Below are 14,045 nucleotides of genomic sequence, written 5' to 3' on the forward strand. Positions count from 1 at the left end.
GCGAACCTTCATAAGTCTAGTGATGATGGCGAAGAGGTCACACCCGTTCCCATACCGAACACGGAAGTTAAGCTCTTCAGCGCCGATGGTAGTTGGGGGACTCCCCCTGTGAGAGTAGGACGTCGCTAGGCATTTAAGAAAGACCCATTCATTTGAATGGGTCTTATTTTTGGGTTACCACAGGCGTTGTTACTGTGGTATTTTTCGTGTATGGAGACTAATATTTTAAAACAAATATTTTTTGATAAAAATCAACATTGATTTTTTTGAACTATTTATGGGTGAGGCAGCACAGATCATAGTGGACTTTTTTAAAAGATTTGTTAATCATCTTTGTTGATTTTTCGGGTAGGTATAGGAACTCATAGGCGGAGTAATTCCGGTTAATGTATCTAGTAGGGGGTTAAGAAGCCGATATAAACGGAGATTTTCCGGTTAACTTCTCTCACATATGACTAAAATTCAAGATTAGGTTCATATAAGCGGAAAAACTCCTGTTATTTTTAGGGAAATGTTGATATTTCCCAATTTAAGGGGAATTTTTCCGTTTAAATTAAGAAGTATGGTGGAAAAATGTAACCTTTGTATTATAAACAAGTAAAGGCATAGAGTACCAATTATCGGATTTTCACTAAACAAAAGAGGATCGGGCTTTGCCCGGTTTTTCTTATGCCTAAAACTGTAAGGGTTTAAGCGTGAAATAAGGTTCGTCGGATTTTCAATAGGTGAAATCTTAAAGCAAGTAAGTGTTTGAAAAACTGAAGGTAATGATACTCTAGTTTTGCGCGCTGGAAGTAGAGGTTAGGGTCTTAAAGAGCTTTTTTTATATAATAATTCTGAAAGATTCTGCTGTTATAGAGATTGTATGTGATAAGCGTATGACAAAATAAAGTGACTTGTTCGTTTTAATGTACATTATTTTAGGGTTTTTGTTGATTTTCTGGCTGGAAAAACGTACTATTGTATATATATATCACCCTTTAGGAATGTAATTTATTGTTGTCTGTATGTTCTTTATTAAGAATTACTAACTTATAAAATCAACTTAAAAAGATATGTATTTATTAATTGTTATCAAGGTGTTCTTTATTAAGAAAAATCCCGAAGGAATTATGAGGTGAAATCTATGAGCATATTAATTACAGGTGGCGCAGGTTATATCGGCAGTCACACTTGTGTGGAACTGCTGAATGCAGGTTATGATATTATCGTTTTAGATAATTTCTCTAATAGTAGTCCTGAATCATTGAATCGAGTAAAGGAACTTACTGATAGAGATTTTAAAGTGTATGAAGTAGATTTGCTTGATCGCGAAAAGGTTGAGTTGGTTTTTGAGGAAAATCATATTGATGCTGTTATTCATTTTGCTGGACTAAAGGCAGTGGGAGAATCAGTATCAATTCCTATTTATTATTATCAAAATAATATTACTGGTACGTTAGTTCTTTTAGATATTATGAAAAAATACCATGTTAAGAATATTGTATTCAGTTCATCAGCCACTGTATATGGAACACATGCTAAAGTTCCTTTGGTTGAGGATGAAATACTTGGTGCAACAAATCCATACGGAAGTACAAAGTTGATGATTGAACAAATACTGAAAGACGTATTTATAGCTGATAGTTCATGGAGTATTGCTCTTTTACGCTACTTTAATCCAATTGGAGCTCATGTGAGTGGGAAAATTGGTGAAGATCCTAAGGGTATCCCCAATAATTTGATGCCGTATGTTACACAAGTTGCTGCGGGGAAGCTAGACAGACTTAGTGTATTTGGTAGTGACTATCCCACTCATGATGGAACAGGTGTTAGGGATTATATCCATGTAATGGATCTTGCCATTGGTCACATTAAAGCACTTGAAAAAGTTATGAATGGAACAGGTGTTGAAGCTTATAATCTGGGAACAGGTGTTGGTTATAGTGTACTAGATTTAATAAACGCGTTTGAACAGGCGACAAATATTAAAATTCCTTACCATATTACAGATAGAAGACCAGGAGATATTGCCACTTGTTATGCTAGTCCAATGAAGGCGAAGAAGGAATTAGGATGGGAAGCGAAGAAGGATATTAATGATATGTGTAGAGATGCTTGGAATTGGCAATCCAATAATCCTAATGGATATAAAAAAGAAGAGATTATTACGATTTAATATTTTAGTTAGAACTTGTGTTTTACTAGTCTTTATTAAGACTTTAAGAGATCCCTTGTGAAGTGGGTCTCTTTTTTTTTCGATATAATAGAGATTCATTTTACCCAATTTCTATTATAGTTCAATATAAGAAAATCATCGATAATAATAGCTCTATTGAAAGACTAAAGAGTACTCTTTATAACCATATTATAGAAATGTTTAATGGAGTGATAGATGAGAGTTTTATCAAACAACGATATATTATTGCTTATGTGCATGTGAAAATGGCCATTAGCACCTAAATGGTATATGTGTGCTTTTCAGGATTTGTTCCATTCTTTAAGTGAAATTATAGATGAACAAATTAGTAACCCATTAGAATACAAACGTGCGATTATGGCTGTATCCCAAATACTTAATTTTGAGCAGCAAATTGCTCTTGAGGCATACGAACTTGAGAATGCTCGAATCAGAGAAGAGGCTGAAGTCTTGAAAAATCGTATGAAAGACAATGTAAGTAGAAATGCGGAAGAATTGGCAGCCATTAGTGAAGAAACTAGTTCAGCAATTCAAGAAATAGCTGGTAAATCTCAAGAGATTAAAGAGCTTACAGACATTGGGTCAGAAATTGCAGTAAATACAGAGGATAAATCAAAAGAAGGTATTCAAAGGTTACGTAATCTTCAATCGATGCTTCAAGATACGGATGTATCAATGAGAAAAATAAATGGTGATATGGATAGCTTGCAACAAAGTTCAAAGAAAATCGAGCAAATAGCTGTAATCGTCACTTCAATTGCAGATCAAACGAACTTGCTTGCACTCAATGCAGCAATAGAAGCTGCTAGAGCTGGGGAAAATGGAAAAGGTTTTGCAGTTGTAGCTGGTGAAGTTCGGAAACTTGCGGAAAGTACAAAAAACTCAGTATCTGAAGTCTCGAGTATTATTTTGGAGATGGCAGAATACTCTGGTCTGGTCAATAAGGCTATTCTTCAGGTAAGTGATAATTTGAAGAAGGGATCCATTGAATCCTCAGAGACTAATCAATTTTTTGATCAAATCTTAGAATCAATGGTTAACGTTAAACAACAGAATGTTAAGATTGCCAATGAGATGAATGAGTTAATTCAAATATTTGAGGACATTAGTCAAGCAGTTGAGCATGTGGCAGTTGCATCCGACGAGATGATGAATATAACCACACAGTTATAAAAAAATTATATATATGAAATAAAATTTGAAAAACGCGAAATCCTCGCGTTTTTATCTTTTGTACTGGTGTTTATTTGCATAAAAATATTAAAACATAAACTTAGTTATATACTATTGACAAAATTTTTGAGGGCAGATAAAATAACTGATGCTCGATAAATTTTGTATGTAATTGATAAACAAAAATGATATTAATTGTTGACTTCTACGAAGTTAATGTGATATTATAACTAATGTAAACGAGAGGGGCCTTAGCTCAGCTGGGAGAGCGCCTGCCTTGCACGCAGGAGGTCAGCGGTTCGATCCCGCTAGGCTCCATTTTAAAAATAAATTTTGGACCTTTAGCTCAGTTGGTTAGAGCAGACGGCTCATAACCGTCCGGTCGTAGGTTCGAGTCCTACAAGGTCCACCATGGTTTGTGTTAATGCGATGAAGTATCTACGAGTTGCTTCGACGCATATACTTCAATGAATAATCTAGAAGAGGAAGAAGCATGCAAGCCGTTGTAAGGGTTTGATAATAATGCATTTTCTTATAGTAATAATGCGGGTGTAGTTTAATGGTAAAACCTCAGCCTTCCAAGCTGATGTCGTGAGTTCGATTCTCATCACCCGCTCCATTATATTTGTAATGGGCCTATAGCTCAGCTGGTTAGAGCGCACGCCTGATAAGCGTGAGGTCGATGGTTCGAGTCCATTTAGGCCCACTTCAATGATACTATATTCTTTGAAAGATAGTTGACTTCTATGAAGTGGCTATGTTATAGTAAATGAAGTAGCAAACAAGCTTTAAAACTTTACAAAATGTTGTATAATTTTTGAGTGTAGCGTTAATACTTTATTTTGTAGCAACGAATTATTGAATTTAATATTTGCGGGTGTAGTTTAATGGTAAAACCTCAGCCTTCCAAGCTGATGTCGTGAGTTCGATTCTCATCACCCGCTCCATTATTCCACAGTAGCTCAGTGGTAGAGCTATCGGCTGTTAACCGATCGGTCGCAGGTTCGAGTCCTGCCTGTGGAGCCATTATTTTTACAGTCACTTCACAGAAGTTGACAATGGTGAAATGTTATGTTAGTATGATAAAAGAAATAAAGATGACTTAAACACTATTAAAAAAGTGGTTGACATCAAAAAGAAGAAATGTTAAATTATAAAAGCTGCTTTAACAAGCAAACGAAAAAGTTCTTTGAAAACTGAACACAATAAACAAGCGTCAACGTTTAATCTAGTTTTAAATTTTTTATTTGAGCAATCAAATATCTCTTATTGGAGAGTTTGATCCTGGCTCAGGATGAACGCTGGCGGCGTGCCTAATACATGCAAGTCGAGCGGATTAAAGGAAGCTTGCTTCCTTTAATTAGCGGCGGACGGGTGAGTAACACGTGGGCAACCTGCCTGTAAGACTGGGATAACTTCGGGAAACCGGAGCTAATACCGGATAATATAAAGAACCTCATGGTTCTCTATTAAAAGATGGTTTCGGCTATCACTTACAGATGGGCCCGCGGCGCATTAGCTAGTTGGTGAGGTAACGGCTCACCAAGGCAACGATGCGTAGCCGACCTGAGAGGGTGATCGGCCACACTGGGACTGAGACACGGCCCAGACTCCTACGGGAGGCAGCAGTAGGGAATCTTCCGCAATGGACGAAAGTCTGACGGAGCAACGCCGCGTGAACGATGAAGGCCTTCGGGTCGTAAAGTTCTGTTGTTAAGGAAGAACAAGTACGAGAGTAACTGCTCGTACCTTGACGGTACTTAACCAGAAAGCCACGGCTAACTACGTGCCAGCAGCCGCGGTAATACGTAGGTGGCAAGCGTTATCCGGAATTATTGGGCGTAAAGCGCTCGCAGGCGGTCTTTTAAGTCTGATGTGAAAGCCCCCGGCTCAACCGGGGAGGGTCATTGGAAACTGGGAGACTTGAGTGCAGAAGAGGAGAGTGGAATTCCACGTGTAGCGGTGAAATGCGTAGAGATGTGGAGGAACACCAGTGGCGAAGGCGACTCTCTGGTCTGTAACTGACGCTGAGGAGCGAAAGCGTGGGGAGCGAACAGGATTAGATACCCTGGTAGTCCACGCCGTAAACGATGAGTGCTAAGTGTTAGGGGGTTTCCGCCCCTTAGTGCTGCAGCAAACGCATTAAGCACTCCGCCTGGGGAGTACGGTCGCAAGACTGAAACTCAAAGGAATTGACGGGGGCCCGCACAAGCGGTGGAGCATGTGGTTTAATTCGAAGCAACGCGAAGAACCTTACCAGGTCTTGACATCCCTATGACCGCTCTAGAGATAGAGTTTTCCCTTCGGGGACAAAGGTGACAGGTGGTGCATGGTTGTCGTCAGCTCGTGTCGTGAGATGTTGGGTTAAGTCCCGCAACGAGCGCAACCCTTGATCTTAGTTGCCAGCATTCAGTTGGGCACTCTAAGGTGACTGCCGGTGACAAACCGGAGGAAGGTGGGGATGACGTCAAATCATCATGCCCCTTATGACCTGGGCTACACACGTGCTACAATGGATGGTACAAAGGGCAGCAAAACCGCGAGGTTAAGCGAATCCCATAAAACCATTCTCAGTTCGGATTGCAGGCTGCAACTCGCCTGCATGAAGCTGGAATCGCTAGTAATCGCGGATCAGCATGCCGCGGTGAATACGTTCCCGGGCCTTGTACACACCGCCCGTCACACCACGAGAGTTTGTAACACCCGAAGTCGGTGGGGTAACCTAAGATGAAACTTGTTTCATCTAGGAGCCAGCCGCCTAAGGTGGGACAGATGATTGGGGTGAAGTCGTAACAAGGTAGCCGTATCGGAAGGTGCGGCTGGATCACCTCCTTTCTAAGGAAACTGAATCTCTTATGAGATTCATAAAAAGACGCTTGATTTATTGTGGTCAGTTTTGAAGGAACTTTCCTTCTATTAGAATTCGTACCTTGAAAACTAGATAACGTAACAAGACATTCATTAAGAATTAAAACCAAAGTAATAAACTGTAAAGTTTTTACGACTTTAACTTAGGTTAAGTTAGTAAGGGCGCACGGTGGATGCCTTGGCACTAGGAGCCGATGAAGGACGGGACTAACACCGATATGCTTCGGGGAGCTGTAAGTAAGCTTTGATCCGAAGATTTCCGAATGGGGAAACCCACTGCTCGTAATGGAGTAGTATCTCTACCTGAATTCATAGGGTAGTTGAAGGTAAACCCGGGGAACTGAAACATCTAAGTACCCGGAGGAAGAGAAAGCAAACGCGATTTCCTGAGTAGCGGCGAGCGAAACGGAAAATAGCCCAAACCAAGAGGCTTGCCTCTTGGGGTTGTAGGACACTCTGTACGGAGTTACAAAAGAACGAGGTAGATGAAGTGATCTGGAAAGGTCAGCCACAGAAGGTAACAGCCCTGTAGTCGAAACTTCGTTCTCTCTAGAGTGGATCCTGAGTACGGCGGGACACGAGAAATCCCGTCGGAAGCAGGGAGGACCATCTCCCAAGGCTAAATACTCCCTAGTGACCGATAGTGAACCAGTACCGTGAGGGAAAGGTGAAAAGCACCCCGGAAGGGGAGTGAAAGAGATCCTGAAACCGTGTGCCTACAAGTAGTCAGAGCCCTATGATTTTTCCTTCGGAAAATATCAGGGTGATGGCGTGCCTTTTGTAGAATGAACCGGCGAGTTACGATCACGTGCAAGGTTAAGTTGATAAGACGGAGCCGCAGCGAAAGCGAGTCTTAAATAGGGCGCATGAGTACGTGGTTGTAGACCCGAAACCAGGTGATCTACCCATGTCCAGGGTGAAGTTCAGGTAACACTGAATGGAGGCCCGAACCCACGCACGTTGAAAAGTGCGGGGATGAGGTGTGGGTAGCGGAGAAATTCCAATCGAACTTGGAGATAGCTGGTTCTCTCCGAAATAGCTTTAGGGCTAGCCTTGAATTTAGAGTCTTGGAGGTAGAGCACTGATTGGACTAGGGGCCCCCAACGGGTTACCGAATTCAGTCAAACTCCGAATGCCAAAGACTTATATTCAGGAGTCAGACTGCGAGTGATAAGATCCGTAGTCAAGAGGGAAACAGCCCAGACCACCAGCTAAGGTCCCAAAGTATACGTTAAGTGGAAAAGGATGTGGAGTTGCCCAGACAACCAGGATGTTGGCTTAGAAGCAGCCACCATTTAAAGAGTGCGTAATAGCTCACTGGTCGAGTGACTCTGCGCCGAAAATGTACCGGGGCTAAACGTATCACCGAAGCTGTGGATTGTTCTTTTAGAACAATGGTAGGAGAGCGTTCTAAGTGCAGTGAAGTCAGACCGGAAGGACTGGTGGAGCGCTTAGAAGTGAGAATGCCGGTATGAGTAGCGAAAGAGGGGTGAGAATCCCCTCCACCGTATGCCTAAGGTTTCCTGAGGAAGGCTCGTCCGCTCAGGGTAAGTCGGGACCTAAGCCGAGGCCGAAAGGCGTAGGCGATGGACAACAGGTTGAAATTCCTGTACCACCTCCTCACCGTTTGAGCAATGGGGGGACGCAGAAGGATAGGGTAAGCGCGCTGTTGGATATGCGCGTCCAAGCAGTAAGGCTGATTCGTAGGCAAATCCGCGAATCGTTAAGGCTGAGCTGTGATGGCGAGGGAAATAAAGTACCGAAGTTCCTGATTTCACACTGCCAAGAAAAGCCTCTAGCGAGGTGAGAGGTGCCCGTACCGCAAACCGACACAGGTAGGCGAGGAGAGAATCCTAAGGTGTTCGAGAGAACTCTCGTTAAGGAACTCGGCAAAATGACCCCGTAACTTCGGGAGAAGGGGTGCTTATTAGGGTGAATAGCCCTGATAAGCCGCAGTGAATAGGCCCAGGCGACTGTTTAGCAAAAACACAGGTCTCTGCGAAGCCGCAAGGCGAAGTATAGGGGCTGACACCTGCCCGGTGCTGGAAGGTTAAGAGGAGAGGTTATCGCAAGAGAAGCTTTGAATCGAAGCCCCAGTAAACGGCGGCCGTAACTATAACGGTCCTAAGGTAGCGAAATTCCTTGTCGGGTAAGTTCCGACCCGCACGAAAGGTGTAACGATCTGGGCACTGTCTCAACGAGAGACTCGGTGAAATTATAGTACCTGTGAAGATGCAGGTTACCCGCGACAGGACGGAAAGACCCCGTGGAGCTTTACTGTAGCCTGATATTGAATTTTGGTACAGCTTGTACAGGATAGGTAGGAGCCTTAGAAGCCGGAGCGCCAGCTTCGGTGGAGGCGTCGGTGGGATACTACCCTGGCTGTATTGAAATTCTAACCCACATGCCTAAATCGGCATGGGAGACAGTGTCAGGTGGGCAGTTTGACTGGGGCGGTCGCCTCCTAAAATGTAACGGAGGCGCCCAAAGGTTCCCTCAGAATGGTTGGAAATCATTCGTAGAGTGTAAAGGCACAAGGGAGCTTGACTGCGAGACCTACAAGTCGAGCAGGGACGAAAGTCGGGCTTAGTGATCCGGTGGTTCCGCATGGAAGGGCCATCGCTCAACGGATAAAAGCTACCCCGGGGATAACAGGCTTATCTCCCCCAAGAGTCCACATCGACGGGGAGGTTTGGCACCTCGATGTCGGCTCATCGCATCCTGGGGCTGTAGTCGGTCCCAAGGGTTGGGCTGTTCGCCCATTAAAGCGGTACGCGAGCTGGGTTCAGAACGTCGTGAGACAGTTCGGTCCCTATCCGTCGTGGGCGTAGGAAATTTGAGAGGAGCTGTCCTTAGTACGAGAGGACCGGGATGGACACACCGCTGGTGTACCAGTTGTTCTGCCAAGGGCATCGCTGGGTAGCTATGTGTGGACGGGATAAGTGCTGAAAGCATCTAAGCATGAAGCCCCCCTCAAGATGAGATTTCCCATAGCGCAAGCTAGTAAGATCCCTCGAAGATGACGAGGTTGATAGGTCAGAGGTGGAAGCGCGGTGACGTGTGTAGCTGACTGATACTAATCGATCGAGGACTTAACCAAAACTTTTAATGAATGTATGAACGTTATCTAGTTTTGAAGGTGCGAACCTTCATAAGTCTAGTGATGATGGCGAAGAGGTCACACCCGTTCCCATACCGAACACGGAAGTTAAGCTCTTCAGCGCCGATGGTAGTTGGGGGACTCCCCCTGTGAGAGTAGGACGTCGCTAGGCTTAATGAAATTATTCCACAGTAGCTCAGTGGTAGAGCTATCGGCTGTTAACCGATCGGTCGCAGGTTCGAGTCCTGCCTGTGGAGCCATTATATACGCGCCCGTAGCTCAATTGGATAGAGCGTCTGACTACGGATCAGAAGGTTATGGGTTCGACTCCTTTCGGGCGCGCCATATCATTAATTAATTACACTTGGCGGTGTAGCTCAGCTGGCTAGAGCGTACGGTTCATACCCGTGAGGTCGTGGGTTCGACTCCCTCCGCCGCTACCATATCTATAATTATACGGAGGAATACCCAAGTCCGGCTGAAGGGATCGGTCTTGAAAACCGACAGGGGTGTCAAAGCCCGCGGGGGTTCGAATCCCTCTTCCTCCGCCATATAATTATCCAACTGAATAACTTTTATTATCGCGGGGTGGAGCAACGAGGTTAAGCTTCACGAATCAACTGCGAGTTGTACCAATCGAGCTGCTGCTTGATTAAGCTTCCTGAGATTGGGACAGTCTAAACTTTGGTGAAGAACCAAACTAAATATATTCTTATTATCGCGGGGTGGAGCAGTCTGGTAGCTCGTCGGGCTCATAACCCGAAGGTCGCAGGTTCAAATCCTGTCCCCGCAACCAACTTAACATGAAACAACTCATTTTCTTGGTGGATAGTTATCACGGTTTTGCTATATGACATATAATATCTCCAAGAGGTATTTAATATTAACATCTATTTTAGGTAGTTAAATGTATAAAACTTTGAGTTTAATTGAATAATTTTTATTATCGCGGGGTGGAGCAGTCTGGTAGCTCGTCGGGCTCATAACCCGAAGGTCGCAGGTTCAAATCCTGTCCCCGCAACCAACTTAACATGAAACAACTCATTTTCTTGGTGGATAGTTATCACGCTTTTGCTATATGACATATAATATCTATAAGAAGTATTTAATACTAACATCTATTTTAGGTAGTTAAATTTATTAATCGTGAGTTTAATTCAATAATTTTTTATTATCGCGGGGTGGAGCAGTCTGGTAGCTCGTCGGGCTCATAACCCGAAGGTCGCAGGTTCAAATCCTGTCCCCGCAACCAAGTTGGAGGGGTAGCGAAGTGGCTAAACGCGGCGGACTGTAAATCCGCTCCCTGAGGGTTCGGCGGTTCGAATCCGTCCCCCTCCACCATTCATTTAGGGGCATAGTTTAACGGTAGAACAGAGGTCTCCAAAACCTCCAGTGTGGGTTCGATTCCTACTGCCCCTGCCAATCAATTAATTTATTATGGCGGTTGTGGCGAAGTGGTTAACGCATCGGATTGTGGTTCCGACATTCGTGGGTTCGATTCCCATCAGTCGCCCCATAATTTTTTTGCGGGTGTAGTTTAATGGTAAAACCTCAGCCTTCCAAGCTGATGTCGTGAGTTCGATTCTCATCACCCGCTCCAATTAAGATATTAAGAACATTAATTAGGATTTAATTAGGGTTTAAATATAACTGAGTATGTCGACGATATTTCGTGACATTTCCTTCAGATATATCCCAAAATATCCTCTTGCTATGTCATTCATGTAGCATTTTCGAGGAAGCTGTTCATGATGATTATTCAATGGGCTATAGCCAAGCGGTAAGGCAACGGACTTTGACTCCGTCATGCGTTGGTTCGAATCCAGCTAGCCCAGCCATTCTTTTGAAAAAATTGATATATATTTATCAACTTTTCTAAAACATAACATATACTAATAGTACAGTAGTAATAAGGTACTTAAGTAACATAGTCTGGCGGCATAGCCAAGTGGTAAGGCAGAGGTCTGCAAAACCTTTATCCCCGGTTCAAATCCGGGTGTCGCCTCCAAACATGATTTTTCGTTTTCAATTATATATACATACTTAAAAAGAAGGGTTCTTAAGTATCTCTTCTTTTTTTGTATATAAAAATCAAACTAGTTTTACTTCTGCGAAATTGTATGTTATACTTCAGTTGTAGTTAAGTAAATATAGGGGGGCATTGAAAGTGGAAAATCTTTTAAAGTCGTTTGCTGGCTGGTTATCTGATGAAGGTAAATCTGAAAACACAATTAAAACCTATGATGGAACAATACGAAAGTTTTTTGAATGGTTACAGAAGGGTGAAAGAGATTTTCATCATATAACAAGAGATGATGTTCAAGAATATATGGATTATCTTGAAGATCTCGATAGAAGTGCAGCGACGATAGAAAAAGCCTTTTCAGCGATCAGTGTTTATGCAAGATTTCAAAACATTCACGAAATCATGAATAATATCACCCGCCTAGAAAAAGAAAAGAATACTGAGAACCCCGAGGCTTTAAACAGAGATGAAAGAAATGCACTTTTGCAAGAGGTTGAAAAAGATGGAGATCTTCGAAATATTGTAATTGTATATACACTATTGCATACAGGTATTCGAATTTCAGAATTATGTGCATTAAATCTATCAGATATCCAATTAGATACAGATAATAGTAACCTATTTATAAGAAACAGTCATGGTGATATTAAACGGACAATTCCTTTGTCTAAGGATTTAAAATCTCATCTGGAGCGTTATATTGATACTTTAGATAAAAGTCAAACTGCATTATTTATTTCAAGTGTTGGAAAAAGAATCTCTACACGTGGAGTACAATATATGCTGAAAAAATATGATGTGAATCCTCATAAGTTACGTCACACTTTTTGTACAGAGTTAGTACAAAATGGAATTGATATCTCAACAGTGGCTGAGTTAGCAGGACATGCAGATGTAAACGTAACAAAACGTTATTTATCGAAGGAGTCACCTAGTAAAATAGAAGATGCAATCAAAAGAACTTTTGCTTAGTGGCACACTAGGTGGTGTTGTTAAGGTGATGTGTGAAGCGGGGACCTATTAGGTGCTCGTTTTTTTAATTATAATAAGCTAACTTTATTGTCAAAAAGAGAAATTACCTTCCAAGGGCTATAAAAAGTATCAATAACAAAAAAATCCTTGAGAGAGTTTCTCAAGGATAACATGAACTTTATTTATTTTTAGTTTTAATTTTACCGTTCCATTGCTTATATCCACCTTTAAGTGTATATAACTGGCTGTAGCCTTTTCTTTTTAAAAGTTGAGCTGCTCTTCCACTTCTCATTGTGTTTTGACAGTAAAGGTATACGGGTTGATCTTGGCGTACTTCTTTTAGTCTTATCTTTAATTGAGTAAGTGGGATATTACGAGCTCCTAATATATGCCCACCATCATATTCCTTTGGTTCGCGAACATCTATTAATTGTGCTTTACGGTAGCCAGCACGAAATTCTTCTTCAGTTAATGTTTTTAAAATTCTTTTTTGATAGAAAAACATTACTAGTGAATAAGTAATAAGTGCCACTAAGATGATAATCAGTATTAGTATTTCCACGCTTTTATCGACTCCTTCTCTATTTCTCCTCTTATATCGACATCTTCTATTATATAAGTTGTCCCCATAAGAATCAAAGGAATTCTGTTGGCATTTTTCTTTGAAAGTTAGCAAGTATTTGATAGACTAAGGATGAAAAAGAAATACATCATAAAGAGGGTTTAACATGGAACAAGAAGTTTGGAGATTTATTGACTCAGGAGATTGTTCTCCTGAATTTAATATGGCATTGGACGAAGCCTTACTAGAGTGGCATAGCAAGGGAGTGATTCCACCTACAATTCGTTTTTATGGATGGAATCCTGCAACATTATCAATTGGATATTTTCAAAAGGTTGAGAAAGAGATTGATTTAGAAGCTGTTAAGCGTTATGGCTTAGGGTTTGTTCGTAGACCAACCGGCGGTAGGGGAGTACTTCATGATAAAGAACTAACATATAGTGTGATTGTCTCAGAGGACCATCCTGAAATGCCTCAAACGGTTACTGAGGCGTATCGTGTCATCTCTGAGGGAATCCTTGAGGGATTCAAAAAGCTAGGGTTAGACGCATACTTCGCTGTGCCGAAAACAGATGAAGAACGTGAAGGATTAAAGAACCCTCGTTCAGCTGTATGCTTTGATGCTCCATCATGGTATGAGTTAGTTGTCGAAGGAAGAAAAGTAGCAGGAAGTGCTCAAACAAGGCAAAAGGGAGTAATCTTACAGCACGGCTCCATCCTACTAGATATAGATGAAGACAAATTGTTTGACCTATTTAAGTATCCTAACGATCGTGTAAGAGAAAGGATGCAACGTAATTTTAAAAATAAAGCAGTTGCTATAAATGCATTACGAGAGACCCCTGTTACCATTGCAGAAGCGAAAGATGCATTCATTTATGGGTTCGAAAAAGGACTTAACATTCAATTAGAACCATATGAATTAACAGAGCAAGAAATGGACTACGTAAATACAATTATAAAAACTCGTTATGCAAATGATGAGTGGAATTTCAGAAGATAAAAGCTGATTTTTTTTTAAATCGGCTTTTTTTGTTGTGTTCTTAAAATGGCTCTACAATAAGTACTGATTATTACCAAAAAAACGCAACCGACAAAATTCATCAAAAACGCCGAAAATCTGAGTGTAATCTAATATATGCTCTGTTTTTCTTTACTTTTGATA

The 14,045-nt window shown here is 41.8% G+C and carries 6 protein-coding genes, 19 tRNA genes and 4 rRNA genes; 28 read left to right on the forward strand and 1 reads right to left on the reverse strand.

Features of this window, described 5'->3' with window-relative positions; all coding sequences use genetic code 11:
- The first annotated feature begins 15 nt into the window (after positions 1 to 15).
- From rrf (BK579_RS11905) to BK579_RS12035, 27 genes are all read left to right on the forward strand, one after another.
- Positions 16 to 131: ribosomal RNA gene (gene rrf / locus BK579_RS11905) — 5S ribosomal RNA — on the forward strand.
- 995 nt (positions 132 to 1,126) lie between these two features.
- The gene (gene galE / locus BK579_RS11910; protein ID WP_078545793.1) at positions 1,127 to 2,158 is read left to right on the forward strand and encodes a UDP-glucose 4-epimerase GalE; all 1,032 of its coding nucleotides are present in this window, start codon (positions 1,127 to 1,129) and stop codon (positions 2,156 to 2,158) included.
- A gap of 62 nt (positions 2,159 to 2,220) precedes the next feature.
- A complete protein-coding gene (locus tag BK579_RS27055) occupies positions 2,221 to 2,442 on the forward strand; it encodes a protoglobin domain-containing protein (protein ID WP_169891129.1) in 222 nt (73 codons plus the stop codon).
- 7 nt (positions 2,443 to 2,449) lie between these two features.
- Positions 2,450 to 3,352 carry a methyl-accepting chemotaxis protein gene (locus BK579_RS27060; RefSeq protein WP_078545795.1) on the forward strand — a complete coding sequence of 301 codons (903 nt, stop codon included), beginning with the start codon at positions 2,450 to 2,452 and terminating at the stop codon, positions 3,350 to 3,352.
- A gap of 245 nt (positions 3,353 to 3,597) precedes the next feature.
- Positions 3,598 to 3,670: transfer RNA gene (locus BK579_RS11925), tRNA-Ala, on the forward strand.
- Positions 3,671 to 3,687: 17 nt separating this feature from the next.
- Positions 3,688 to 3,764: transfer RNA gene (locus BK579_RS11930), tRNA-Ile, on the forward strand.
- Positions 3,765 to 3,897: 133 nt separating this feature from the next.
- Positions 3,898 to 3,971, forward strand: a tRNA-Gly gene (locus tag BK579_RS11935).
- Between the two features lie 13 nt (positions 3,972 to 3,984).
- Positions 3,985 to 4,058 (forward strand) — tRNA-Ile (locus tag BK579_RS11940).
- A 167-nt stretch (positions 4,059 to 4,225) separates the two neighbouring features.
- Positions 4,226 to 4,299, forward strand: a tRNA-Gly gene (locus BK579_RS11945).
- 4 nt (positions 4,300 to 4,303) lie between these two features.
- Positions 4,304 to 4,378: transfer RNA gene (locus tag BK579_RS11950), tRNA-Asn, on the forward strand.
- 240 nt (positions 4,379 to 4,618) lie between these two features.
- A 16S ribosomal RNA gene (locus BK579_RS11955) occupies positions 4,619 to 6,187 on the forward strand.
- 179 nt (positions 6,188 to 6,366) lie between these two features.
- A 23S ribosomal RNA gene (locus BK579_RS11960) occupies positions 6,367 to 9,320 on the forward strand.
- 56 nt (positions 9,321 to 9,376) lie between these two features.
- Positions 9,377 to 9,492 (forward strand): 5S ribosomal RNA (rrf, locus tag BK579_RS11965).
- Together the 16S, 23S and 5S rRNA genes with 19 tRNA genes alongside form the textbook arrangement of a ribosomal RNA operon.
- A gap of 13 nt (positions 9,493 to 9,505) precedes the next feature.
- Positions 9,506 to 9,580, forward strand: a tRNA-Asn gene (locus tag BK579_RS11970).
- A gap of 8 nt (positions 9,581 to 9,588) precedes the next feature.
- Positions 9,589 to 9,665, forward strand: a tRNA-Arg gene (locus BK579_RS11975).
- Positions 9,666 to 9,686: 21 nt separating this feature from the next.
- Positions 9,687 to 9,763, forward strand: a tRNA-Met gene (locus BK579_RS11980).
- Positions 9,764 to 9,778: 15 nt separating this feature from the next.
- Positions 9,779 to 9,871, forward strand: a tRNA-Ser gene (locus BK579_RS11985).
- A gap of 168 nt (positions 9,872 to 10,039) precedes the next feature.
- A tRNA-Met gene (locus tag BK579_RS11990) sits at positions 10,040 to 10,116 on the forward strand.
- A gap of 151 nt (positions 10,117 to 10,267) precedes the next feature.
- Positions 10,268 to 10,344, forward strand: a tRNA-Met gene (locus BK579_RS11995).
- 151 nt (positions 10,345 to 10,495) lie between these two features.
- Positions 10,496 to 10,572: transfer RNA gene (locus tag BK579_RS12000), tRNA-Met, on the forward strand.
- Between the two features lie 4 nt (positions 10,573 to 10,576).
- Positions 10,577 to 10,661: transfer RNA gene (locus BK579_RS12005), tRNA-Tyr, on the forward strand.
- Between the two features lie 7 nt (positions 10,662 to 10,668).
- Positions 10,669 to 10,742: transfer RNA gene (locus BK579_RS12010), tRNA-Trp, on the forward strand.
- An 18-nt stretch (positions 10,743 to 10,760) separates the two neighbouring features.
- Positions 10,761 to 10,836, forward strand: a tRNA-His gene (locus tag BK579_RS12015).
- Between the two features lie 10 nt (positions 10,837 to 10,846).
- Positions 10,847 to 10,920 (forward strand) — tRNA-Gly (locus BK579_RS12020).
- Positions 10,921 to 11,083: 163 nt separating this feature from the next.
- A tRNA-Gln gene (locus BK579_RS12025) sits at positions 11,084 to 11,158 on the forward strand.
- 96 nt (positions 11,159 to 11,254) lie between these two features.
- Positions 11,255 to 11,328 (forward strand) — tRNA-Cys (locus tag BK579_RS12030).
- A 159-nt stretch (positions 11,329 to 11,487) separates the two neighbouring features.
- Complete coding sequence (locus tag BK579_RS12035) at positions 11,488 to 12,318, forward strand: tyrosine-type recombinase/integrase (RefSeq protein WP_235848415.1); 831 nt, start codon at positions 11,488 to 11,490, stop codon at positions 12,316 to 12,318.
- A gap of 178 nt (positions 12,319 to 12,496) precedes the next feature.
- Here BK579_RS12035 and BK579_RS12040 read toward each other — a convergent pair whose 3' ends face one another.
- Positions 12,497 to 12,823 (reverse strand): rhodanese-like domain-containing protein, encoded by a 327-nt coding sequence (locus tag BK579_RS12040; protein ID WP_078550549.1) that lies wholly within the window; start codon positions 12,821 to 12,823, stop codon positions 12,497 to 12,499.
- A 223-nt stretch (positions 12,824 to 13,046) separates the two neighbouring features.
- Here BK579_RS12040 and BK579_RS12045 point away from each other — a divergent pair, with 223 nt between their 5' ends.
- Positions 13,047 to 13,883, forward strand: a complete 837-nt coding sequence (locus BK579_RS12045; RefSeq protein WP_078545797.1) for a lipoate--protein ligase family protein — start codon at positions 13,047 to 13,049, stop codon at positions 13,881 to 13,883.
- Positions 13,884 to 14,045: the final 162 nt, after the last annotated feature.

This window comes from Litchfieldia alkalitelluris, from assembly GCF_002019645.1.
Classification (GTDB): domain Bacteria; phylum Bacillota; class Bacilli; order Bacillales; family Bacillaceae_L; genus Litchfieldia; species Litchfieldia alkalitelluris.

Bases quoted from the DNA above. Each gene is read 5' to 3' on its own strand.
- galE (WP_078545793.1), top strand. From the start codon at position 1,127: ATGAGCATATTAATTACAGGTGGCGCAGGTTATATCGGCAGTCACACT.
- BK579_RS27060 (WP_078545795.1), top strand. From the start codon at position 2,450: ATGTGTGCTTTTCAGGATTTGTTCCATTCTTTAAGTGAAATTATAGAT.
- BK579_RS12040 (WP_078550549.1), bottom strand. From the start codon at position 12,823: ATGTTTTTCTATCAAAAAAGAATTTTAAAAACATTAACTGAAGAAGAA.
- BK579_RS12045 (WP_078545797.1), top strand. From the start codon at position 13,047: ATGGAACAAGAAGTTTGGAGATTTATTGACTCAGGAGATTGTTCTCCT.